General features: G+C 48.5%; 12 protein-coding genes. 6 read left to right on the top strand and 6 right to left on the bottom strand.

The genetic code is table 11. The features are described 5' to 3' along the window. Positions 1 to 27: 27 nt before the first annotated feature. Together PKI34_09400 and PKI34_09395 are read right to left on the bottom strand one after the other, a co-directional pair. On the bottom strand, positions 28 to 942 hold the full coding sequence (locus PKI34_09400; GenBank protein ID HNS18021.1) for an alpha/beta hydrolase: 915 nt from the start codon (positions 940 to 942) through the stop codon (positions 28 to 30). A 19-nt stretch (positions 943 to 961) separates the two neighbouring features. Beyond that, positions 962 to 1,288, bottom strand: a complete 327-nt coding sequence (locus PKI34_09395) for a YegP family protein (protein ID HNS18020.1) — start codon at positions 1,286 to 1,288, stop codon at positions 962 to 964. A 138-nt stretch (positions 1,289 to 1,426) separates the two neighbouring features. Between PKI34_09395 and PKI34_09390 the strand changes: the two genes are divergently transcribed. Then, entirely contained in the window at positions 1,427 to 2,284 is an 858-nt protein-coding gene (locus tag PKI34_09390) for a DUF6263 family protein (GenBank protein HNS18019.1), read from the top strand. Positions 2,285 to 2,358: 74 nt separating this feature from the next. On the opposite strand, the gene sucC is transcribed toward PKI34_09390, so the two are convergent. After that, the gene (sucC, locus tag PKI34_09385) at positions 2,359 to 3,558 is read right to left on the bottom strand and encodes an ADP-forming succinate--CoA ligase subunit beta (GenBank protein ID HNS18018.1); all 1,200 of its coding nucleotides are present in this window, start codon (positions 3,556 to 3,558) and stop codon (positions 2,359 to 2,361) included. Between the two features lie 128 nt (positions 3,559 to 3,686). On the opposite strand from sucC, the gene PKI34_09380 reads away from it, so the two are divergent. From PKI34_09380 to PKI34_09360, 5 genes are all read left to right on the top strand, one after another. Beyond that, positions 3,687 to 4,343 (top strand): ABC transporter ATP-binding protein, encoded by a 657-nt coding sequence (locus PKI34_09380; GenBank protein HNS18017.1) that lies wholly within the window; start codon positions 3,687 to 3,689, stop codon positions 4,341 to 4,343. Between the two features lie 143 nt (positions 4,344 to 4,486). Further along, entirely contained in the window at positions 4,487 to 8,218 is a 3,732-nt protein-coding gene (locus tag PKI34_09375; protein HNS18016.1) for a hypothetical protein, read from the top strand. Between the two features lie 21 nt (positions 8,219 to 8,239). Continuing rightward, a complete protein-coding gene (locus tag PKI34_09370) occupies positions 8,240 to 10,105 on the top strand; it encodes a hypothetical protein (protein HNS18015.1) in 1,866 nt (621 codons plus the stop codon). A gap of 155 nt (positions 10,106 to 10,260) precedes the next feature. After that, positions 10,261 to 11,742: an aminotransferase class V-fold PLP-dependent enzyme gene (locus tag PKI34_09365; GenBank protein HNS18014.1), complete on the top strand. Its 1,482-nt coding sequence runs from the start codon at positions 10,261 to 10,263 to the stop codon at positions 11,740 to 11,742. Between the two features lie 120 nt (positions 11,743 to 11,862). Then, positions 11,863 to 13,038, top strand: a complete 1,176-nt coding sequence (locus PKI34_09360; protein HNS18013.1) for an aminotransferase class V-fold PLP-dependent enzyme — start codon at positions 11,863 to 11,865, stop codon at positions 13,036 to 13,038. Positions 13,039 to 13,087: 49 nt separating this feature from the next. Here the strand turns inward: PKI34_09360 and PKI34_09355 are convergent, their stop codons facing one another. From PKI34_09355 to PKI34_09345, 3 genes are read right to left on the bottom strand one after another with little or no spacing between them, the layout of a single operon-like run. Further along, positions 13,088 to 14,410: a (Fe-S)-binding protein gene (locus tag PKI34_09355; protein HNS18012.1), complete on the bottom strand. Its 1,323-nt coding sequence runs from the start codon at positions 14,408 to 14,410 to the stop codon at positions 13,088 to 13,090. Continuing rightward, positions 14,383 to 15,009: a hypothetical protein gene (locus tag PKI34_09350; GenBank protein HNS18011.1), complete on the bottom strand. Its 627-nt coding sequence runs from the start codon at positions 15,007 to 15,009 to the stop codon at positions 14,383 to 14,385. Before PKI34_09350 ends, PKI34_09355 begins: the two co-directional genes overlap by 28 nt. A gap of 10 nt (positions 15,010 to 15,019) precedes the next feature. Then, positions 15,020 to 15,337 (bottom strand): TusE/DsrC/DsvC family sulfur relay protein, encoded by a 318-nt coding sequence (locus PKI34_09345; protein ID HNS18010.1) that lies wholly within the window; start codon positions 15,335 to 15,337, stop codon positions 15,020 to 15,022. Positions 15,338 to 15,494 lie beyond the last annotated feature (157 nt).

Genomic DNA, 15,494 nt, shown 5'->3' with positions numbered 1-15,494 from the left:
GCTGACAATAAAAATGTCAGGATTTGCTTACCTCGGTGAAGGTTTTTGGGATTGTTCCCGCAAGATCGTCTTTACGACTTCATTGAAATATCCCGGATTTTCCAGCTGGGGAAAATGGCCAACCCGGGGCAACGAGTACATTTTATAGCTTTTCAGCATCTTTTGATTGCCCAGGGCATTTGCCGGAAATTTGCTTGCATTCAGTGCAAAGACCGGAACAGTCAGATTTTTCGTCCATTCCGAAGGTTTAAAGCGCAAATATTCAGTCATCACCGCAATGGCCATATCCGGATCAGCAGAAGCCCAGTCGTTGATCACCCGTTGTACCAGCAGCGTATCGGGATGATCTCCAAACAACAGACTGGCGTGTTTTTTCACCGTCGTTTGAAAATCCGACCGGTAAGGCTTAAACTTATTTTCAATCTCGTTTTCCGGGTAATCCTGGGTGAGGTTTTGAAACGCATCCACCGCCAGGATGCCCAACACCCTGTCGGGTACCTTCAGGGCGACTTTCACAGCAACAGAGGCGCCAAAGGAATGACCGATCAGATAAACTTTTCTGGCTTTGATATCCTTCATCACAGCAATGACATCATCGGCAAACAGGTCCATTGAATAATCGTTCCGGTCGTTCCCGGATCTTCCGTGGCCTGCAAGGTCCAGGGTGACCACACGGTAATTGCCACTGAAGTAAGAGATCTGGTTCTGCCAATAGGTCTGGTTACAAAGCCATTGGTGGATGAAGATCAGGGTCGTATCCTTTTTATCTCCGTTGACGCGATAATCGATTTTTACCTTATCACTTGACAGGGCCTCTCCCATAATGGAATCATTCTCATCCCTCCTGACATCCCCTTGTTCGCAGGAGGATGTCAGAAGGAATAAAAAGATGGAGATCAGAAAAACATAGCTGACCTTACATCCAGGAAATCGGATTTTCATGAAAAGATTTTCAGATCCGTTATTCGATGATCTTTGCCTCGCCGGCGTTTTTCATGACCGACTGGATTCCATTATCACGGCCGCTTTCGGATTTATAATTCTGACTTGTGCCGATGACCTGTCCATTCGGTGCTTTCAGGTTGAAGCGGAATGCTCCGTTGGGGGTGACCGATTTTTCAAAAGCCTTTGTATTCGATGCATTTTTTCTTACGGAGTCGATTCCGTTCATGCATCCTGCTTTCGAGCTGTATCCTTCACTGCTGAGGATATTTTGTCCATTGGAAGCTACCAGCCTGAACCGGTATTCATTCTTAGCGCCGCTTTGATAAATTTCAAATTTTGCCATTTTTACTGTATTTTAAATGAAACATTTTTCCCGCTCTGCAAAGATACATAAAATGTTATATTCATTATTTAGTTATGCATTCGAAGCGCAAAACGATAAATATTTCATACTTTTGCGTTCCAAAAACAAGTGAATAAGATGAAAAGTAATGCATTTCCCGTACGAATTCTAATCGTGGTGTCGCTGATTACCCTTGCACTTTGCTCTGCAGCCATCACGAAAAAGGACAGCCTGTTACTGACCTATAACCTCCGTGCCGGCCAGGAATACAAGTTGGCATATCTCATGAAAAATCTGATCCAGACCGAGACCGTAGGGTATAATATCAGTCTTGACCAAAACATGGACACCTATTATACGACCACGGTGGAAGAGGATTCATTGTCGCGTTACACACTGGCTACCCGGATCGACCGGATAAAAGGCACCCAGAAAATGATGGGTTCGGAATCCACCTTCGACAGCGAGAGCACTGACGAACCCGCGGATCCGATGGGAAAAGAGGTCAAGAAAGCAATGGATGGCCTGATCGGTAAAGTGATACTAATGAGCATTGATAGACGAGGTCAGGTGCTTCAATCCAATTATGTTGAAACGCTCAGCCAGGGTTCTTCAGGGGGAATGTTCATGTTCGATAACAGCCAGACCTGGTATCCGGTGTTCAGCTCAAAGAGCGTTTTGCCGGGAAGTTCCTGGGAAGAGCGGATGACCATCGGAAGTCAGGGATTTACCTTTGATTGCATCACGACCTATACGCTGGAGTCTGTCAATAAAAAAAGAGCTTTTTTGAAAGTTACCTCCATATATGAACCTGTCGAAGGCGCCAAGCTCAGCTCGATGAAAGGGACCGCCGCCGGTACCGTGCAAATTGACCGGAAAACGGGTTACCCCCTGGAATCAGTGACCAAGCAGCACATTGAAATGGTTCTTGAAGAACAGGGAATGCGGGTTTCAATCAAGATTGATTCGGATGTGACCATGAAAACCCTCTACTGATCCGTCGGCATCTGACCTGGTACGGTTGGCAGGAAATTTAAGCGTTACTGGCAACCGGAAGCCCACTGCATCCATTAGGATTTTTCCTGTAAGATTTTTGTCACCCGTTCAGCAGCTTCCTGAAGATGTATGGCTGAATAGACCTTCAAGCCTGACCGGTCGATGATCTCTTTTCCTTCCGTGGCGTTGGTGCCCTGCAGCCTGACGATGATCGGCACCTTGATCTCTCCAATGTTTTTACAAGCATCCACGATACCCTGAGCAACGATATCGCACCTGACAATGCCACCAAAAATATTCACCAGGATTCCCTCGACGTTGGGATCCTGGAGGATAAGCCGGAAGGCCTCCTCCACCCTTCGGGCGCTGGCTGAGCCTCCCACATCCAGAAAGTTAGCCGGTTCACCACCCGAAAGCTTAATGATATCCATGGTGGCCATCGCAAGCCCTGCGCCATTGACCATACATCCGATATTGCCATTGAGCTTGATGTAGTTCAGATCGAATTTGCTGGCCTCCACCTCGGTGGGATCCTCTTCTTCCAGATCCCGCATGGTATGGATGTCTGGGTGGCGGTAAACTGCATTGTCGTCAATGACTACCTTGGCATCGGCGGCGAAGATGCGGTTATCGGATGTCTTGAAAACAGGATTGATCTCGAACAGGGATGCATCTGAATCAAGAAAGGCTTTGTACAATGCTTTTACGAAAGCCGTCATCTCCTTGAACGCTTTCCCGCTGAGCCCGAAGTTGAAAGCGATCTTACGGCATTGGAAATCCGTGATGCCCACCCCGGTCTCAATCTCTTCCCTGAAAATCTGATCAGGTGTTTCCTCAGCCACCTGTTCGATGTTCATTCCACCGCGGGGTGAGTAAACGATCATATACTTTGCCGAATTCCTGTTCAGCAGCATGCTCATGTAAAATTCCTGAACGGGGGATTCGCCTTCATAGTAGATGTTCTGCTCCACCAGCACCTTGCCAACCTTTTTCCCCTCCGGGCCTGTCTGAGGGGTGATCAGCATCATGCCGATCATATTTTTGGCGTGTTCTTTCACTTCATCGAACGATTTGGCAATCCGCACCCCTCCGCCTTTTCCGCGTCCGCCTGCATGGATCTGGGCCTTGACAGCCCATTTGTCCACACCGCTCTTTTCACGGATCAACCACGCCGCGTCCACCGCCTCATCCGGCGAAAATGCCACTGTGCCCTCCGGTACCTGTACACCGTATTTTCTCAGAATTGACTTGCCCTGGTATTCGTGAAGATTCATACAAATGAATGATGTTAAAAAATTAATGGTTAGAAGGTCTCAAAAATACGTATTTGATAATATTTTACCACGATTGCTTGGTAAATTTTTATTTTCAGCTGACCTTTGCCCCTGTTTTTGTTGTCATGATGATCACCGCAAGAGATATTCACAAGTCGTACGGACAGCTAGCTGTGCTGAAAGGCATTCATCTGGACATCCGCAAGGGAGAAATCGTAACGATCGTGGGTGCATCAGGAGCAGGGAAAACGACGCTTCTTCAGATCATCGGCACGCTGGAGCGGGCCGACCGGGGCAGCATACTCATCGATGGAACACCGGTCCATTTGCTGGCCGATAAAAAACTTGCTCAATTCCGCAACCGCCAGATTGGTTTTGTTTTCCAGTTTCATCATTTGCTGCCCGAGTTCACAGCGCTGGAAAACACGTGCATTCCGGCTTACATAAGCGGATCCGGTAAAAAAGAAGCCGAAAGCAAAGCAGCGGAAATACTCGGGTACCTTGGGCTCACCGAACGGTTGCACCACAAACCCGCCGCTCTCTCAGGAGGTGAACTGCAGCGCGTGGCCGTGGCCAGGGCACTGATCAACCACCCCTCCGTCATTCTGGCTGATGAACCTTCCGGGAACCTCGATTCACAAAATGCCAAAGAATTGCATAAACTCTTTTTTGACCTTCGCCACCAGTTCAATCAAACATTCATCATTGTCACCCACAACACGGAACTGGCAGGAATGTCGGACCGTCAGCTTCTGATACGCGATGGGATCATCATTGAAGCCTGACAGGAATTTACACTGCGTCAAACATTTCGTGAAAATTTGCGTTATCCTCACAACGGTATTCGGCTTAGTCGTACTTTTGCGACTTATTTTCATTCATTTTTTTTATCGAACAAGTATTTGATTTATAACTATTTGTAACTCCCATGCATCATCGGATACGAACGCAGTGGTTACTTCATTCCGGAAACAGGCGTGCACTACCCCTGCTCATCATCATCGTTTTACTGACAACAACCCATCCTGTAACATCCTTCGCACAGACAGCAGACCCTGTACAAACCGAACAGGACTACACTGTGGCCATCAAAAAGGCAGACCAGTATTTTGAAGAAGGAAAATATGACCGTGCCCTTTACGAATTTGAAACTGCCCGCAAACTGAAGCCCGGGGAAAAATATCCTCAGGAAAGGATAAAAGGGATCAAGGAAATACTGGATGATCAGAAAACAAAAAATATCCTTTTTGAAGTTGCTGTCACATCGGCTGAGAAATGGTTTAAAGCTGCTGACTACCGCAGGGCAAAGGCTGAGTTCGAGAATGCGCTTCGAATAGATCCCACCGCTCAATACCCCAAAGACCGGCTTGCCCAGATCAACAAAATCTGGTCCGACCCGGAAGTGGATGCGAAATATGCTGCTGCCATACTCCACGCGGATGATTTGTTTGCGCAAAAACGTTACCTGGAGGCAAAAGGTGAATACCTGGTTGCCAGCGACCTGAAACCGTACGAACAATATCCCATTGACCGGATCATAGCGATCAATGAAATTCTTGCCAAGCTGCAGCTGCTGCAGGATCAGTACAACAGCATTATCGCCAAGGCAGATGGCCAGTATGATAACAAGGAATACGCCTCATCACGATCCACCTACCAGGATGCGAGTAACATCAAACCAGAGGAAGCGTATCCCAAAAACCGCATCAAGGAGATTGACGACATCCTGGCAAGACTCAAGGCTGAAAGAGATGCTTATGACCGGATCGTTGCCCTGGCCGATGAGTATTACTTGAACAAGGATTTCGAAAATGCCAGGATCGAGTATGAAAAGGCGCTGGCCATGAAGCCTTCGGAAACCTACGCCCGGAACATGATCGCCCGGATCGATCCGCAGCTCGCCGAGATGCAGCGTGTCCAGTCGGCGTATGACCTCACGGTAACCAACGCAACGACATTGCTGCAGAAAAACGATTATGCAGCAGCAAGGGCTATGTTTGAAAAAGCCAGTGTTTTAAAACCCGCCGAAGCCTTACCAAAGGATAAAATTGCGGAAATTGACCGCATCCTCAACAACATTGCCCTCCAGAGTGAAAAGGAACAGCAGTACGTGGTCTCCATTGCAAGGGCTGACAGTCTTTTTGCCGCCAGCAACCTCCCGTCTGCAAAATCCTACTACGAGAAGGCACTTACGTACAAACCGGAGGAAACGTATCCCCGGCAAAAGATTGAGGAGATCGACCGGCATTTCGCTGATGTGAAAGCCCAGGAGGACACTTATGCCCAGGCCATCGCCGAGGGCGACAGCCAGTTTGCCCTGAAGGTCTATGAAGATGCACGCTCCGCCTACCAGAAAGCATCCGGTATCAAGCCTGCCGAGTCCTATCCGAAGGAAAAGATTGCAGAGATCGACAGGATCCTGTCGGAAATGACACGGATCCAGAAAGAGTATGATCTGGTCATCGCAAGGGCGGATCAGTATTTCACAGACAATGAATACAGCAAGGCGCTGACGGATTATCAGAAAGCCCACGACCTGAAACCCGAAGAAACGTATCCTCAGGAGCAACTATCCAAAATCAACCAGATCCTGGAGGAGATCAGGAACCTGGAGGCATCATATGCATCCCACATTGCTTCCGGCGACGAACTGCTGGCAAAAAAAGATTATCCCGGTGCACTTTCCGAATACCAGCAGGCCCTCACGCTGAAACCTGATGAGATCTATCCCAAAAGCAAAATTTCAGACATTGAAGGCATTCTGGCTAACATCGCCGCCAGTGACAGAGCCTACCAGCAGGCTGTCGGAACAGGCGACAGTTTGCTGTCGGTCCAAAGTTATGCAGAAGCGATGACCGCTTTCCAGAATGCATTGAAGATCAAACCAGAGGAAGATTACCCACAGCAAAAGATCGAAGAGATCGTCAGGATTCAGACGGATATCAAAGCAACGGAAGAAACCTATCAAAAAGCCATTGCCCAGGGGGATAAGCTTTTAGCACAGCAAAGTTACGCTGAGGCCAGGAGTGCTTTTGTGCAGGCCCGGGAGATCAAGCCAGCGGAGAGCTACCCCCGGCAGAAGATCGATGAGATCGACCTGCTGCTTTCCGATCTGAAGGCAAAAGAGGACGCCTATGCCCAGGCCATCGCGGAAGGTGACAGCCAGTTTGCCCTGAAGGTCTATGAAGATGCACGCTCCGCCTACCAGAAAGCATCCGGTATCAAGCCTGCCGAGTCCTATCCGAAGGAAAAGATTGCAGAGATCGACAGGATACTGTCGGAAATGGCACGGATCCAGAAAGAGTATGAGACAGCCCTTGGAGTGGCTGATGAGTATTTCAATTCGAAGGATTATACGAAAGCCCTGACTGACTATCAAAAAGCGCAAAGCCTGAAGCCAGCGGAAACTTATCCTCCGGAACAAATTGCTAAAATCAACCAGATCCTGGAAGAGATCAGGAACCTGGAGGCATCGTATGCATCCCACATTGATTCTGGCGACGAACTCCTGGCAAAAAAGGAGTATCAGGATGCCCTGAATGAATACCGGGCAGCCCTGGCCCTGAAACCTGCCGAAGCCTATCCTGAAGGTAAGGTCAGCGAGATAGAAGAGATCCTGGCTGCCATCAGTGCCCGGCAAAAGGCTTACGACGATGCCATTGCAAAAGCAGATGGACTTTTCAACGGCAAGGAATATGAAAGGGCGAAACAGGCATACCAGGATGCCCTGGTCCACGACCCTGGCCAGTCATACCCTCAGGAACAGATTGAGCGTATTAGTTCCGTATTAAGGGATCTGGAGGTTCAGAAATCGTTTGATGCAGCCATCGCCGAAGCGGATCAGTTTTTCGGTGCAAAAAATTATGACAAGGCGAGGACTGAATACCAGAAGGCAATCAACATCAAGCCGGGTGAGAACTACCCCAAAAGCAAAATCGACGAGATCAATTCGATCTTGGCGGCCAATGAACAGGCACGTCTGGAATCCTACAACAAGGCCATTGAGGCAGGTGATTCCTTTTTTGCACTTCAGGACCATAAAAGCGCAAAGGTGCAGTACCAGAACGCCATCAGCATTGATCCCGGACAACAGTACCCAAAGGATAAGCTGAAACAGGTGGAACAGATCCTGCTCGACAAAGAAATGGAGCTGAAAAAGGCCTACCAGGATGCGGTTGCAAAGGCGGATAACCTCTACACACAAAAGATCCTCGATGAAGCCATTGATGCCTATATGACGGCCCACGAAATCAAGAATGATGAGGTATATCCTCTGAACATGATCAACCAGATCAAGAAATACATAGCAGACCATGCCATTGTGGACATTCTGAACTCCTCGGTGATCATCAGCAACAACACCGAACGGAAATTTGATTTCATCCCGGTGGATATTCGCCAGCGCAAGAATAACTACATCGTGATGAAAGCTCGCGTGCTGAGTGAGACCAAGCCCAAAGTGTACCTCAATTATGGCCGTGAAGCCACGCGCAGCGGCGGGATCGTCCTAAAAAGCATAAAGGATAATGAGCTGAACGACTATATCATCCGTGTCAGCGCACAGGATCCCTGGTACCGGATCGACAACAGCTGGCTGAAGCTATACTCCGAAGGCGGTGACATTGAAGTGACCTATATCCAGATCTCAACGGCTGACTAAGGAAGCTGTTTTTCTCTGTTCATGAAAAGCCGGTCATCGAAACAACAGCTGTTTATTCTCCTGACCCTCATCATTGCGTTTTTTATTGTCAATTTCGGATTCTATTCCTCCAGGAAGGTCTTCATCGATGGTGACGGGAATGGGTATTATGCCTGGTTACCATCAATTTTTATTTACCATACTATTGATTTTGAAGAGTTCATAAAAAGATCATCGGCAGCAGACGAAAGGTATCACCAGCCTCATTATTTCATCAGGGGTGGCGAGGTTCTGATCAACAAGTATACCTGCGGTACTGCCTTGCTTCAGACGCCCCTGTTTCTGGCGGCACTGGGTGCGTCGCACCTGACAGGCCTGGGAGCGGATGGGCACGAAATCCTGTTTCAGTACGGCGTGGCACTGTCAGCTTTGCTCTATCTGTTCCTGGGATTGCTTTTTCTAAAGAGGCTGCTCAGGACGTATCCGCTATCCGATAATGTCTTACTGATGCTGTTAATAGCTGTTGTGTTTGCCACGAATTTGTTCTTCTATGCTTTCATTCAACCATCGTTATCCCACGTATATTCCTTTTTTGCGGTCACGCTGTTTGCTTTCTCAGTCAGGAGATACTTCACAGAAGGGCAATCCAATATGCTGCTGCTTGCGGCCTTTGCGTTGGGTCTGGTGGTGTTGATCCGGCCGGTGAACATCATCGTGCTCCTTGCAGTTCCTTTTCTGGCAGGTAAGGCAAGTACCCTATTGTCCGGCATCAAATCTTTTTTTACCGCAGAGGCGCGCGGAGGAAGTCACGGAGGCGCACAGAGATACCCTGCCCCCACTATCCTGAAAGCAGCAGCTATATTTTTACTAACCGTTTCACCGCAGTTGATCCTGCTTATCCTTCAGACCGGCAGTCCGTTTCACTGGTTGTATCCGGGAGAAGGATTTAACCTGACTCATCCGCATATCATCGATTTTCTGTTCAGTTATAAGAAAGGCTGGTTTGTGTACACCCCTTTCATGTTATTATTGATTCCCGGCTATTTCATTCTCTGGAATAAATCTAGATATGAATTCATTTTTCATCTCTCCTTTCTCCTATCTGCTCTCTACTTTTTTTCCGCCTGGTGGAACTGGTTTTACGGGGATGGTTTCGGCATGAGGCCAATGGTTGATCACTACGGAATATTCCTGATCCCGGTCGGTATTTTTTATGACCGGTTGGCCAGAACAGGAAAAACGATCATCTGCGGACTCATTGTATTAGCAATCGGATTGAACCTTATCCAGAGCTACCAGTACTCCAGGGGCATCATTCACGCGGATTCGATGGACAAGTCTGCTTACTGGTACACCTTTCTAAAAACTTCCACCCGGTTTGAAGACCAGACAGGAACGGATAAGGAAACAATCTACGGCAGGCTGGCAGAGACACCCGTCGTCTCCGTATTTCAAGACTTCGAACGGGAATATCCGGGCTGGATCAAGCTGCAGGAGGCCGATACCGGAAAGGCCTTCTCGGGGAACCATCATCTGAGAATGGACAGCATCCATCCTTACAGTTTTGGCTATCCGTTGGCAACCAGAGAAGACCTTACAGGGAGGGGCGACCTTTATGTCAGTTTCTCCGTGAGGTATTTTGAAGAGGATACAAATGCAGCAAAAGGTGCAGTATTCATAACTGACATACTGGATGACCGATACAGGTCATTGTATTACAGGAATTTTAAGTTAAAAAAGGTTCCTGATGCTCTTACGGGACAATGGCGACTGGCGGAAACAGGATTCAGGTTACCACACCTTTACGATGACGCTGATCAGATACGCTTTTACATCTGGAATAAAGATCAGGGAAGTTTTTATCTGGATGACATGGAAATAAAGATTTTTAGAATAATTCAGGATTAATTATCATTCATTTTCTCCGTATGCTTCTGAGTTATCTCCTTCACCTCTGTAGTAAAAATACCTTTAACCACAGAGGCGCTCAGAGGGTTTCACTGAGGAGCACGGAGGAATAGAATCGAAATAATTCGTTACTTTTACCGGCAGAAATCCCCCCAATGGACAGGCAAAAAGAGCTCGAGGAATATTTCCAGCAATTCAGACAAAACATCATCGGCCAGGACCTGGTGATAACCACTCCATTTGGAAAAAAATTGATCCTCTACGCCGACTGGATTGCAAGCGGAAGGCTTTACAGGCCGATAGAAGAAAGACTGGTGAATGTGATCGGACCTTATGTTGGCAATACCCACACCGAAACCACCGAAACGGGAACGCTGATGACCAAGGCCTATCACCTGGCACAAAAGAAGATCAAGGACCACGTGCACGCCAGCCCGTCGGATGTGGTCATCACTTCAGGATTTGGGATGACGGGTGTTGTCAATAAGTTTCAGCGTATCCTGGGACTGAGGGGTTGTGGGCGACTGGCCAGAAGGGATTGCCTTGAGGAAAAGCTACGTCCTGTGGTGTTCCTCACCCATATGGAACATCATTCCAATCATACTTCCTGGTTTGAGACAGCGACCGACATCGTACAGTTGCAGCCCGACAAAGATTTGCTGGTCGATCCGGACGAGCTGCGTCGCAGCCTTGAAAAGTACAGCGACAGGCCGGTGAAGATCGCATCGGTGACTGCCTGCTCCAACGTCACGGGGATTCAGACACCTTATCACGAGATCGCCAGGATCATGCATGAGAACGGCGGAGTCATATTTGTTGATTTTGCTGCTTCAGCGCCCTATGTCGATATCAACATGCATCCCGAAGATCCAATGAAAAGGCTGGACGCCATTTTCTTTTCTCCCCATAAGTTCCTGGGCGGGCCCGGCAGTTCAGGCGTGCTGGTTTTCTCTTCCTCACTTTACGATAATCCCGTACCCGATCAACCGGGAGGTGGCACAGTGGATTGGACCAACCCGTGGGGAGAATATAAATACATTGATGACATTGAGGCACGCGAAGACGGGGGTACTCCTGGATTTTTACAGGCAATCAAAACTGCGCTCGCCATAGAGTTAAAAAACCAGATGGGAACACAAATGATACAGGAGCGGGAAGCCTTTCTGGTCAGAAAGGCATTCGAAGGACTGGATCAGATCCCGGGGATCCATATCCTGGCCAACAACATAAGGGAACGGCTGGGAGTGATCTCTTTCTATCTGGACGGATTGCATTACAACCTGGTTGTCAAATTGCTCAATGATCTTTTTGGCATCCAAGTCAGGGGCGGCTGCGCCTGCGCAGGAACTTACGGTCATTTCCTGCTGGACGTGAGCCACGAGCATTCGCGTGAGATCACGCAGCGGATCAGTCACGGTGATCTTTCGGTGAAACCAGGCTGGGTGAGGCTTTCACTTCATCCCACCGTAACCGGCGATGACCTTGACCGTATTTTGGAAGGCATAGAATTTATTGCCCTGAATGGTCATCGTTATTCAGGGCAGTATGAATATAACAAAAGGACCAATGAGTTCAGGCACATAAGCGAGCCTGAGGACAAGACTGTACTTGTGAAAGACTGGTTTGATCTGACGTAGAGGTTTAGAATGATTGTCAATTGTCAATTGTCGATTGTCAATTAAAAATATTCAGTTGGAAATTGTTCATTGGTAACTGAATTATTGTTATTAATTTCACAGATCAAAATAAGCATAGGGATGGGAGAATTGATTTACCTTGACAATGCGGCGACAACCTACCCGAAGCCGGTAGTGGTTTACGATTTCATGGATGAATTTTACCGGAAGAACGGTGTCAATCCAGGCCGGTCAGGGTATGACAAGACACTGGAATGTGAAGAACTGGTTTTTTCAACACGAAAAATGCTGACTGATTTTTTCAATGGTACGAATCCCTACTATCTTACGTTCAGTTACAATGCGAGTGACTCGCTGAACATGATCATTCAGGGCATGTTAAGCAAGGGGGATCACGTGATCACCAGCAATTTGGAGCATAATTCGGTTCTCAGGCCCCTGTATCATAAAAAACACGATGGTGATATTGACGTCACCTATATTCCATTTAATGATCGTGGTTACCTTGATCCTGATGATGTAAAGAAAGCTTTCCGGAAGAACACGCGGCTGGTGATCATCAACCACGGATCGAATGTGATTGGCACCATTCAGCCAATTGCTGAAATTGGGCGTTGCTGCCGGGAAGCAGGGATCTATTTTGCCGTTGACGCAAGCCAGACAGCCGGTCACATTCCGATTGACGTACAATCCATGTGCATCGACCTGCTTGCCTTCACCGGGCACAAATGCCTGTTCGGGCCCACGGGCATCGGCGGCTCCTATGTTGGAGAAAATGTTCCCATCAGGGGTACACGCTTTGGAGGGACAGGTGTGCGTTCAGCCTATCCGTTCCATCTGGAGGAGTTTCCCTACAGGATGGAAGTCGGCACGTTGAATATTGTCGGCGTGGCAGGGCTTTGTGCGGGGAACCGCTGGATCAGGGAACAGGGCGTTGAGAACCTGCACAGGAAAGATATGGTGCTCTGGCAAAAATTACGGGATGGACTCCGGCAAATTGACGGTGTCATTCTCTATTGTGCTGAGAGTTCAGATCACCACAACGGCGTTTTAAGCTTTAACATCCAGGGCTGGGAGGCAGGAGATGTCGGGACCATGCTGGATGTTGACCACAACATCGCCTGCCGTACGGGATTGCATTGCGCACCGTTGGTGCATGTGCAGCTTGGAACAGATAAAATCCACGGCTCAGTCAGGTTCAGCATTGGACCGTTCAACACGGAAGAGCACATTGATAGGGCTATTGAGGCTGTGAAGGAAATAGCCCTCATGAGAAGATCAAAAAGCAAAGAGTAAATATCAAAGATCAAAAGTATTTTTAAGTTTTGCTTTTTGACCTTTGATTTTATGGATTGAGCACCAGCGCATCTGCTACGATCTCGCCCAGTGTTTTAACCTCCACGCCCAGTCCGTAATGCTGGTTAAGTCCCATGATCTGGTCTATGCAGTTATGGCAGGGCGTGGCGACGATCTTTGCACCGGTTCTTTGTATCTGGTCAGCTTTCAGCTTGCCGATCTTCAGCCTTCTGTCGTTGTATTCACTCATCGAAAGCTGGCCGCCACCGCCACCGCAGCAGTAATTGTCGGTGCGGTTGGGTGTCATCTCAATGAAGTTGCTGACCGTATGCTTCAGAATGTAGCGCTGCTCTTCAATCACTCCGCCCAGCCTGACAAGGTTGCAGGGATCGTGAAGGGTTACCGGAAGTTTGTTTTTGGCGGGATCTACCTTTATTCTGCCAGAGCGGATGTAATCTGCCAGTAATTCAACGGCCGTGATCACCTCAAATGGATAGGACCTTTCGATCCATTCGGGTCCTTCCCAGCGGATGGAGCGGGAACCGTGTCCACACTCTGCCAGAACCATTATCTCCGAGCCGAGGGTTTGCATTTCACTGACCAGCCGGTCGGTGAGTTCAGCAGCCAGCCGATCCTCGCCTGAATAATAGGCATAATTGGTGACATCGTAGACCTTGCTCGACAAAGTCCAGCTCTCACCTGCTGCATAGAAGACCTTGGCCATGGCACTGATCGAAAGCGGAAAGAATTTTGGCTCCCTGGGATTCAGCGTATACATGATCTTTTTGCCTGGCTGGTCAAGGGGGATCGAGGCAGATTCATCATTTACCTCCATTTTCAGATCTTCTTCCAGCCAGAGGATCGTATCCACAAATTCGTTGTGCGGTATGGCCATGTTATTACCCGACTGGATGGCGGCATCGACCGTTGACCTTAAACCTTTTGGCACCAGGTCCATTTCAGAGAGCAAGGTCCGGGCTGATCTGACCAAAAACGGAATATCAATCCCGATGGAACAGTGTGCCGTACATCTTCCGCACATCGTACACGCACCGAAGAGCACATCCACCATTTCCCGGGCCGCATCTTCGTCCAGATCCCGGGCGCCAACCAGCCTGGGGATGAATCTGCCGGCTACGGTGTGGTATCTTCTGTAAATGCCCGAAATCAAATCCACCTTGCGGCCAGGGATGAACCGGGGATCCCGTGTTGTCAGAAAATACTGGCAGGATTCACCGCACAATCCGCAATGAACACAACTGTTCAGGTTTGAAAGTAGGCGCCCGTCGAGGTTATCCTTCAATGCCTTCAGTGCTTTTTCCCGGGATGTCATCAGGTCATCGCTCATGATCGCTCTTCTTTTACGGGCCATGCACCCCGTCTTCCAAAAAAAATGGCCAGGTAAACCCTGGAAGTGAAAAAATAAACGACATGCTTCAATTTTCCAATGGGAATATAGAGCATCAGCACGGAAGCGCAGATGAGCAAAGCCGGAGTGAGGGAATTTATCAGCAGTGTCAGGACAACGAACCCCTGAAAGGCCGTGACCAGTGCATTGCTGATAAAATCATCAGGATTGGAGAGCTGCCGTAACTCCTTTTTGATGATCCGTTTGATAAGGATAAACCAGCCAGCAAGAAAAGAAATGGACAGTGCACCGGCAAAAATTGCAGACCAGGGTAAGGTAGGGTAAACATTGAAAAAGAAAAGAAAGACCAGGAACAGGCTTAAAAATGTTCCAAGGTGATAGACCAGGCCACTGACGTAGGTTGGCAGGTGAAGGTAGGCTGATTCCTTACGTGAAGGGGACATCGCCTTGGTAAAGGAGTAGGCAACGGCCGGGAACACCTTCCCCCTGGCTTTGGCATATTCCCTGGGCCTTGTCAGGAACAGGGAGCGTACGAAATGATACAGGCAAACCAGGAAGCAAACACCTGTGCAGGTCAGAAAAACCCAATGGAATGTGGTCATAATGGACTATTTAAACACATCCATCCGGTTTGGGTAAGCCGGCGATCTTACAGGCGCCCCGCGCAGGCCCCATCGGGAACAATTCGTAGATTTCCCGGAGCCGAAGTCCGGTATGTTCACAGATTTTGCGAACCATCGGAGCCATATCCGTTTCTTTCCAGTGGTCACGGATAAAGTGGATCACGGCCCAGTGTTTTTCATTCAATTCCCCAGTACCATCGTGTTTGGCAAAGAGTACGGCCACTTCTTCGTTCCAGAGCTCAGGCTGCTGTAAAAAACCATCGCCGTCAACATCAAACGCGGTTCCCTGTATATCAAGTTTTGGCATAAATGGAAGATTATTCGTGGTTATTCGTAGTCATTCGTTGTCATTCGTGGCCATTTGTTCGGCGCTGCGCGCCTCGCGTTATTCGTGGTTATTTGTCGATATTATTGGGTGCAAAGTTATCAAAATCTTCACTACGGATAAAGATTCCTGCAGCTTG

The organism is Bacteroidales bacterium, from assembly GCA_035342335.1.
Classification (GTDB): domain Bacteria; phylum Bacteroidota; class Bacteroidia; order Bacteroidales; family JAGONC01; genus JAGONC01.
The sequence above is the reverse complement of the archived record's forward strand: the minus strand, read 5'-3'. Positions and strand labels throughout refer to the sequence as shown.

Bases quoted from the DNA above. Each gene is read 5' to 3' on its own strand.
- PKI34_09365 (HNS18014.1), top strand. From the start codon at position 10,261: ATGGACAGGCAAAAAGAGCTCGAGGAATATTTCCAGCAATTCAGACAA.
- PKI34_09355 (HNS18012.1), bottom strand. From the start codon at position 14,410: ATGGCCCGTAAAAGAAGAGCGATCATGAGCGATGACCTGATGACATCC.
- sucC (HNS18018.1), bottom strand. From the start codon at position 3,558: ATGAATCTTCACGAATACCAGGGCAAGTCAATTCTGAGAAAATACGGT.
- PKI34_09380 (HNS18017.1), top strand. From the start codon at position 3,687: ATGATCACCGCAAGAGATATTCACAAGTCGTACGGACAGCTAGCTGTG.
- PKI34_09370 (HNS18015.1), top strand. From the start codon at position 8,240: ATGAAAAGCCGGTCATCGAAACAACAGCTGTTTATTCTCCTGACCCTC.
- PKI34_09395 (HNS18020.1), bottom strand. From the start codon at position 1,288: ATGGCAAAATTTGAAATTTATCAAAGCGGCGCTAAGAATGAATACCGG.
- PKI34_09400 (HNS18021.1), bottom strand. From the start codon at position 942: ATGAAAATCCGATTTCCTGGATGTAAGGTCAGCTATGTTTTTCTGATC.
- PKI34_09375 (HNS18016.1), top strand. From the start codon at position 4,487: ATGCATCATCGGATACGAACGCAGTGGTTACTTCATTCCGGAAACAGG.
- PKI34_09345 (HNS18010.1), bottom strand. From the start codon at position 15,337: ATGCCAAAACTTGATATACAGGGAACCGCGTTTGATGTTGACGGCGAT.
- PKI34_09390 (HNS18019.1), top strand. From the start codon at position 1,427: ATGAAAAGTAATGCATTTCCCGTACGAATTCTAATCGTGGTGTCGCTG.
- PKI34_09360 (HNS18013.1), top strand. From the start codon at position 11,863: ATGGGAGAATTGATTTACCTTGACAATGCGGCGACAACCTACCCGAAG.
- PKI34_09350 (HNS18011.1), bottom strand. From the start codon at position 15,009: ATGACCACATTCCATTGGGTTTTTCTGACCTGCACAGGTGTTTGCTTC.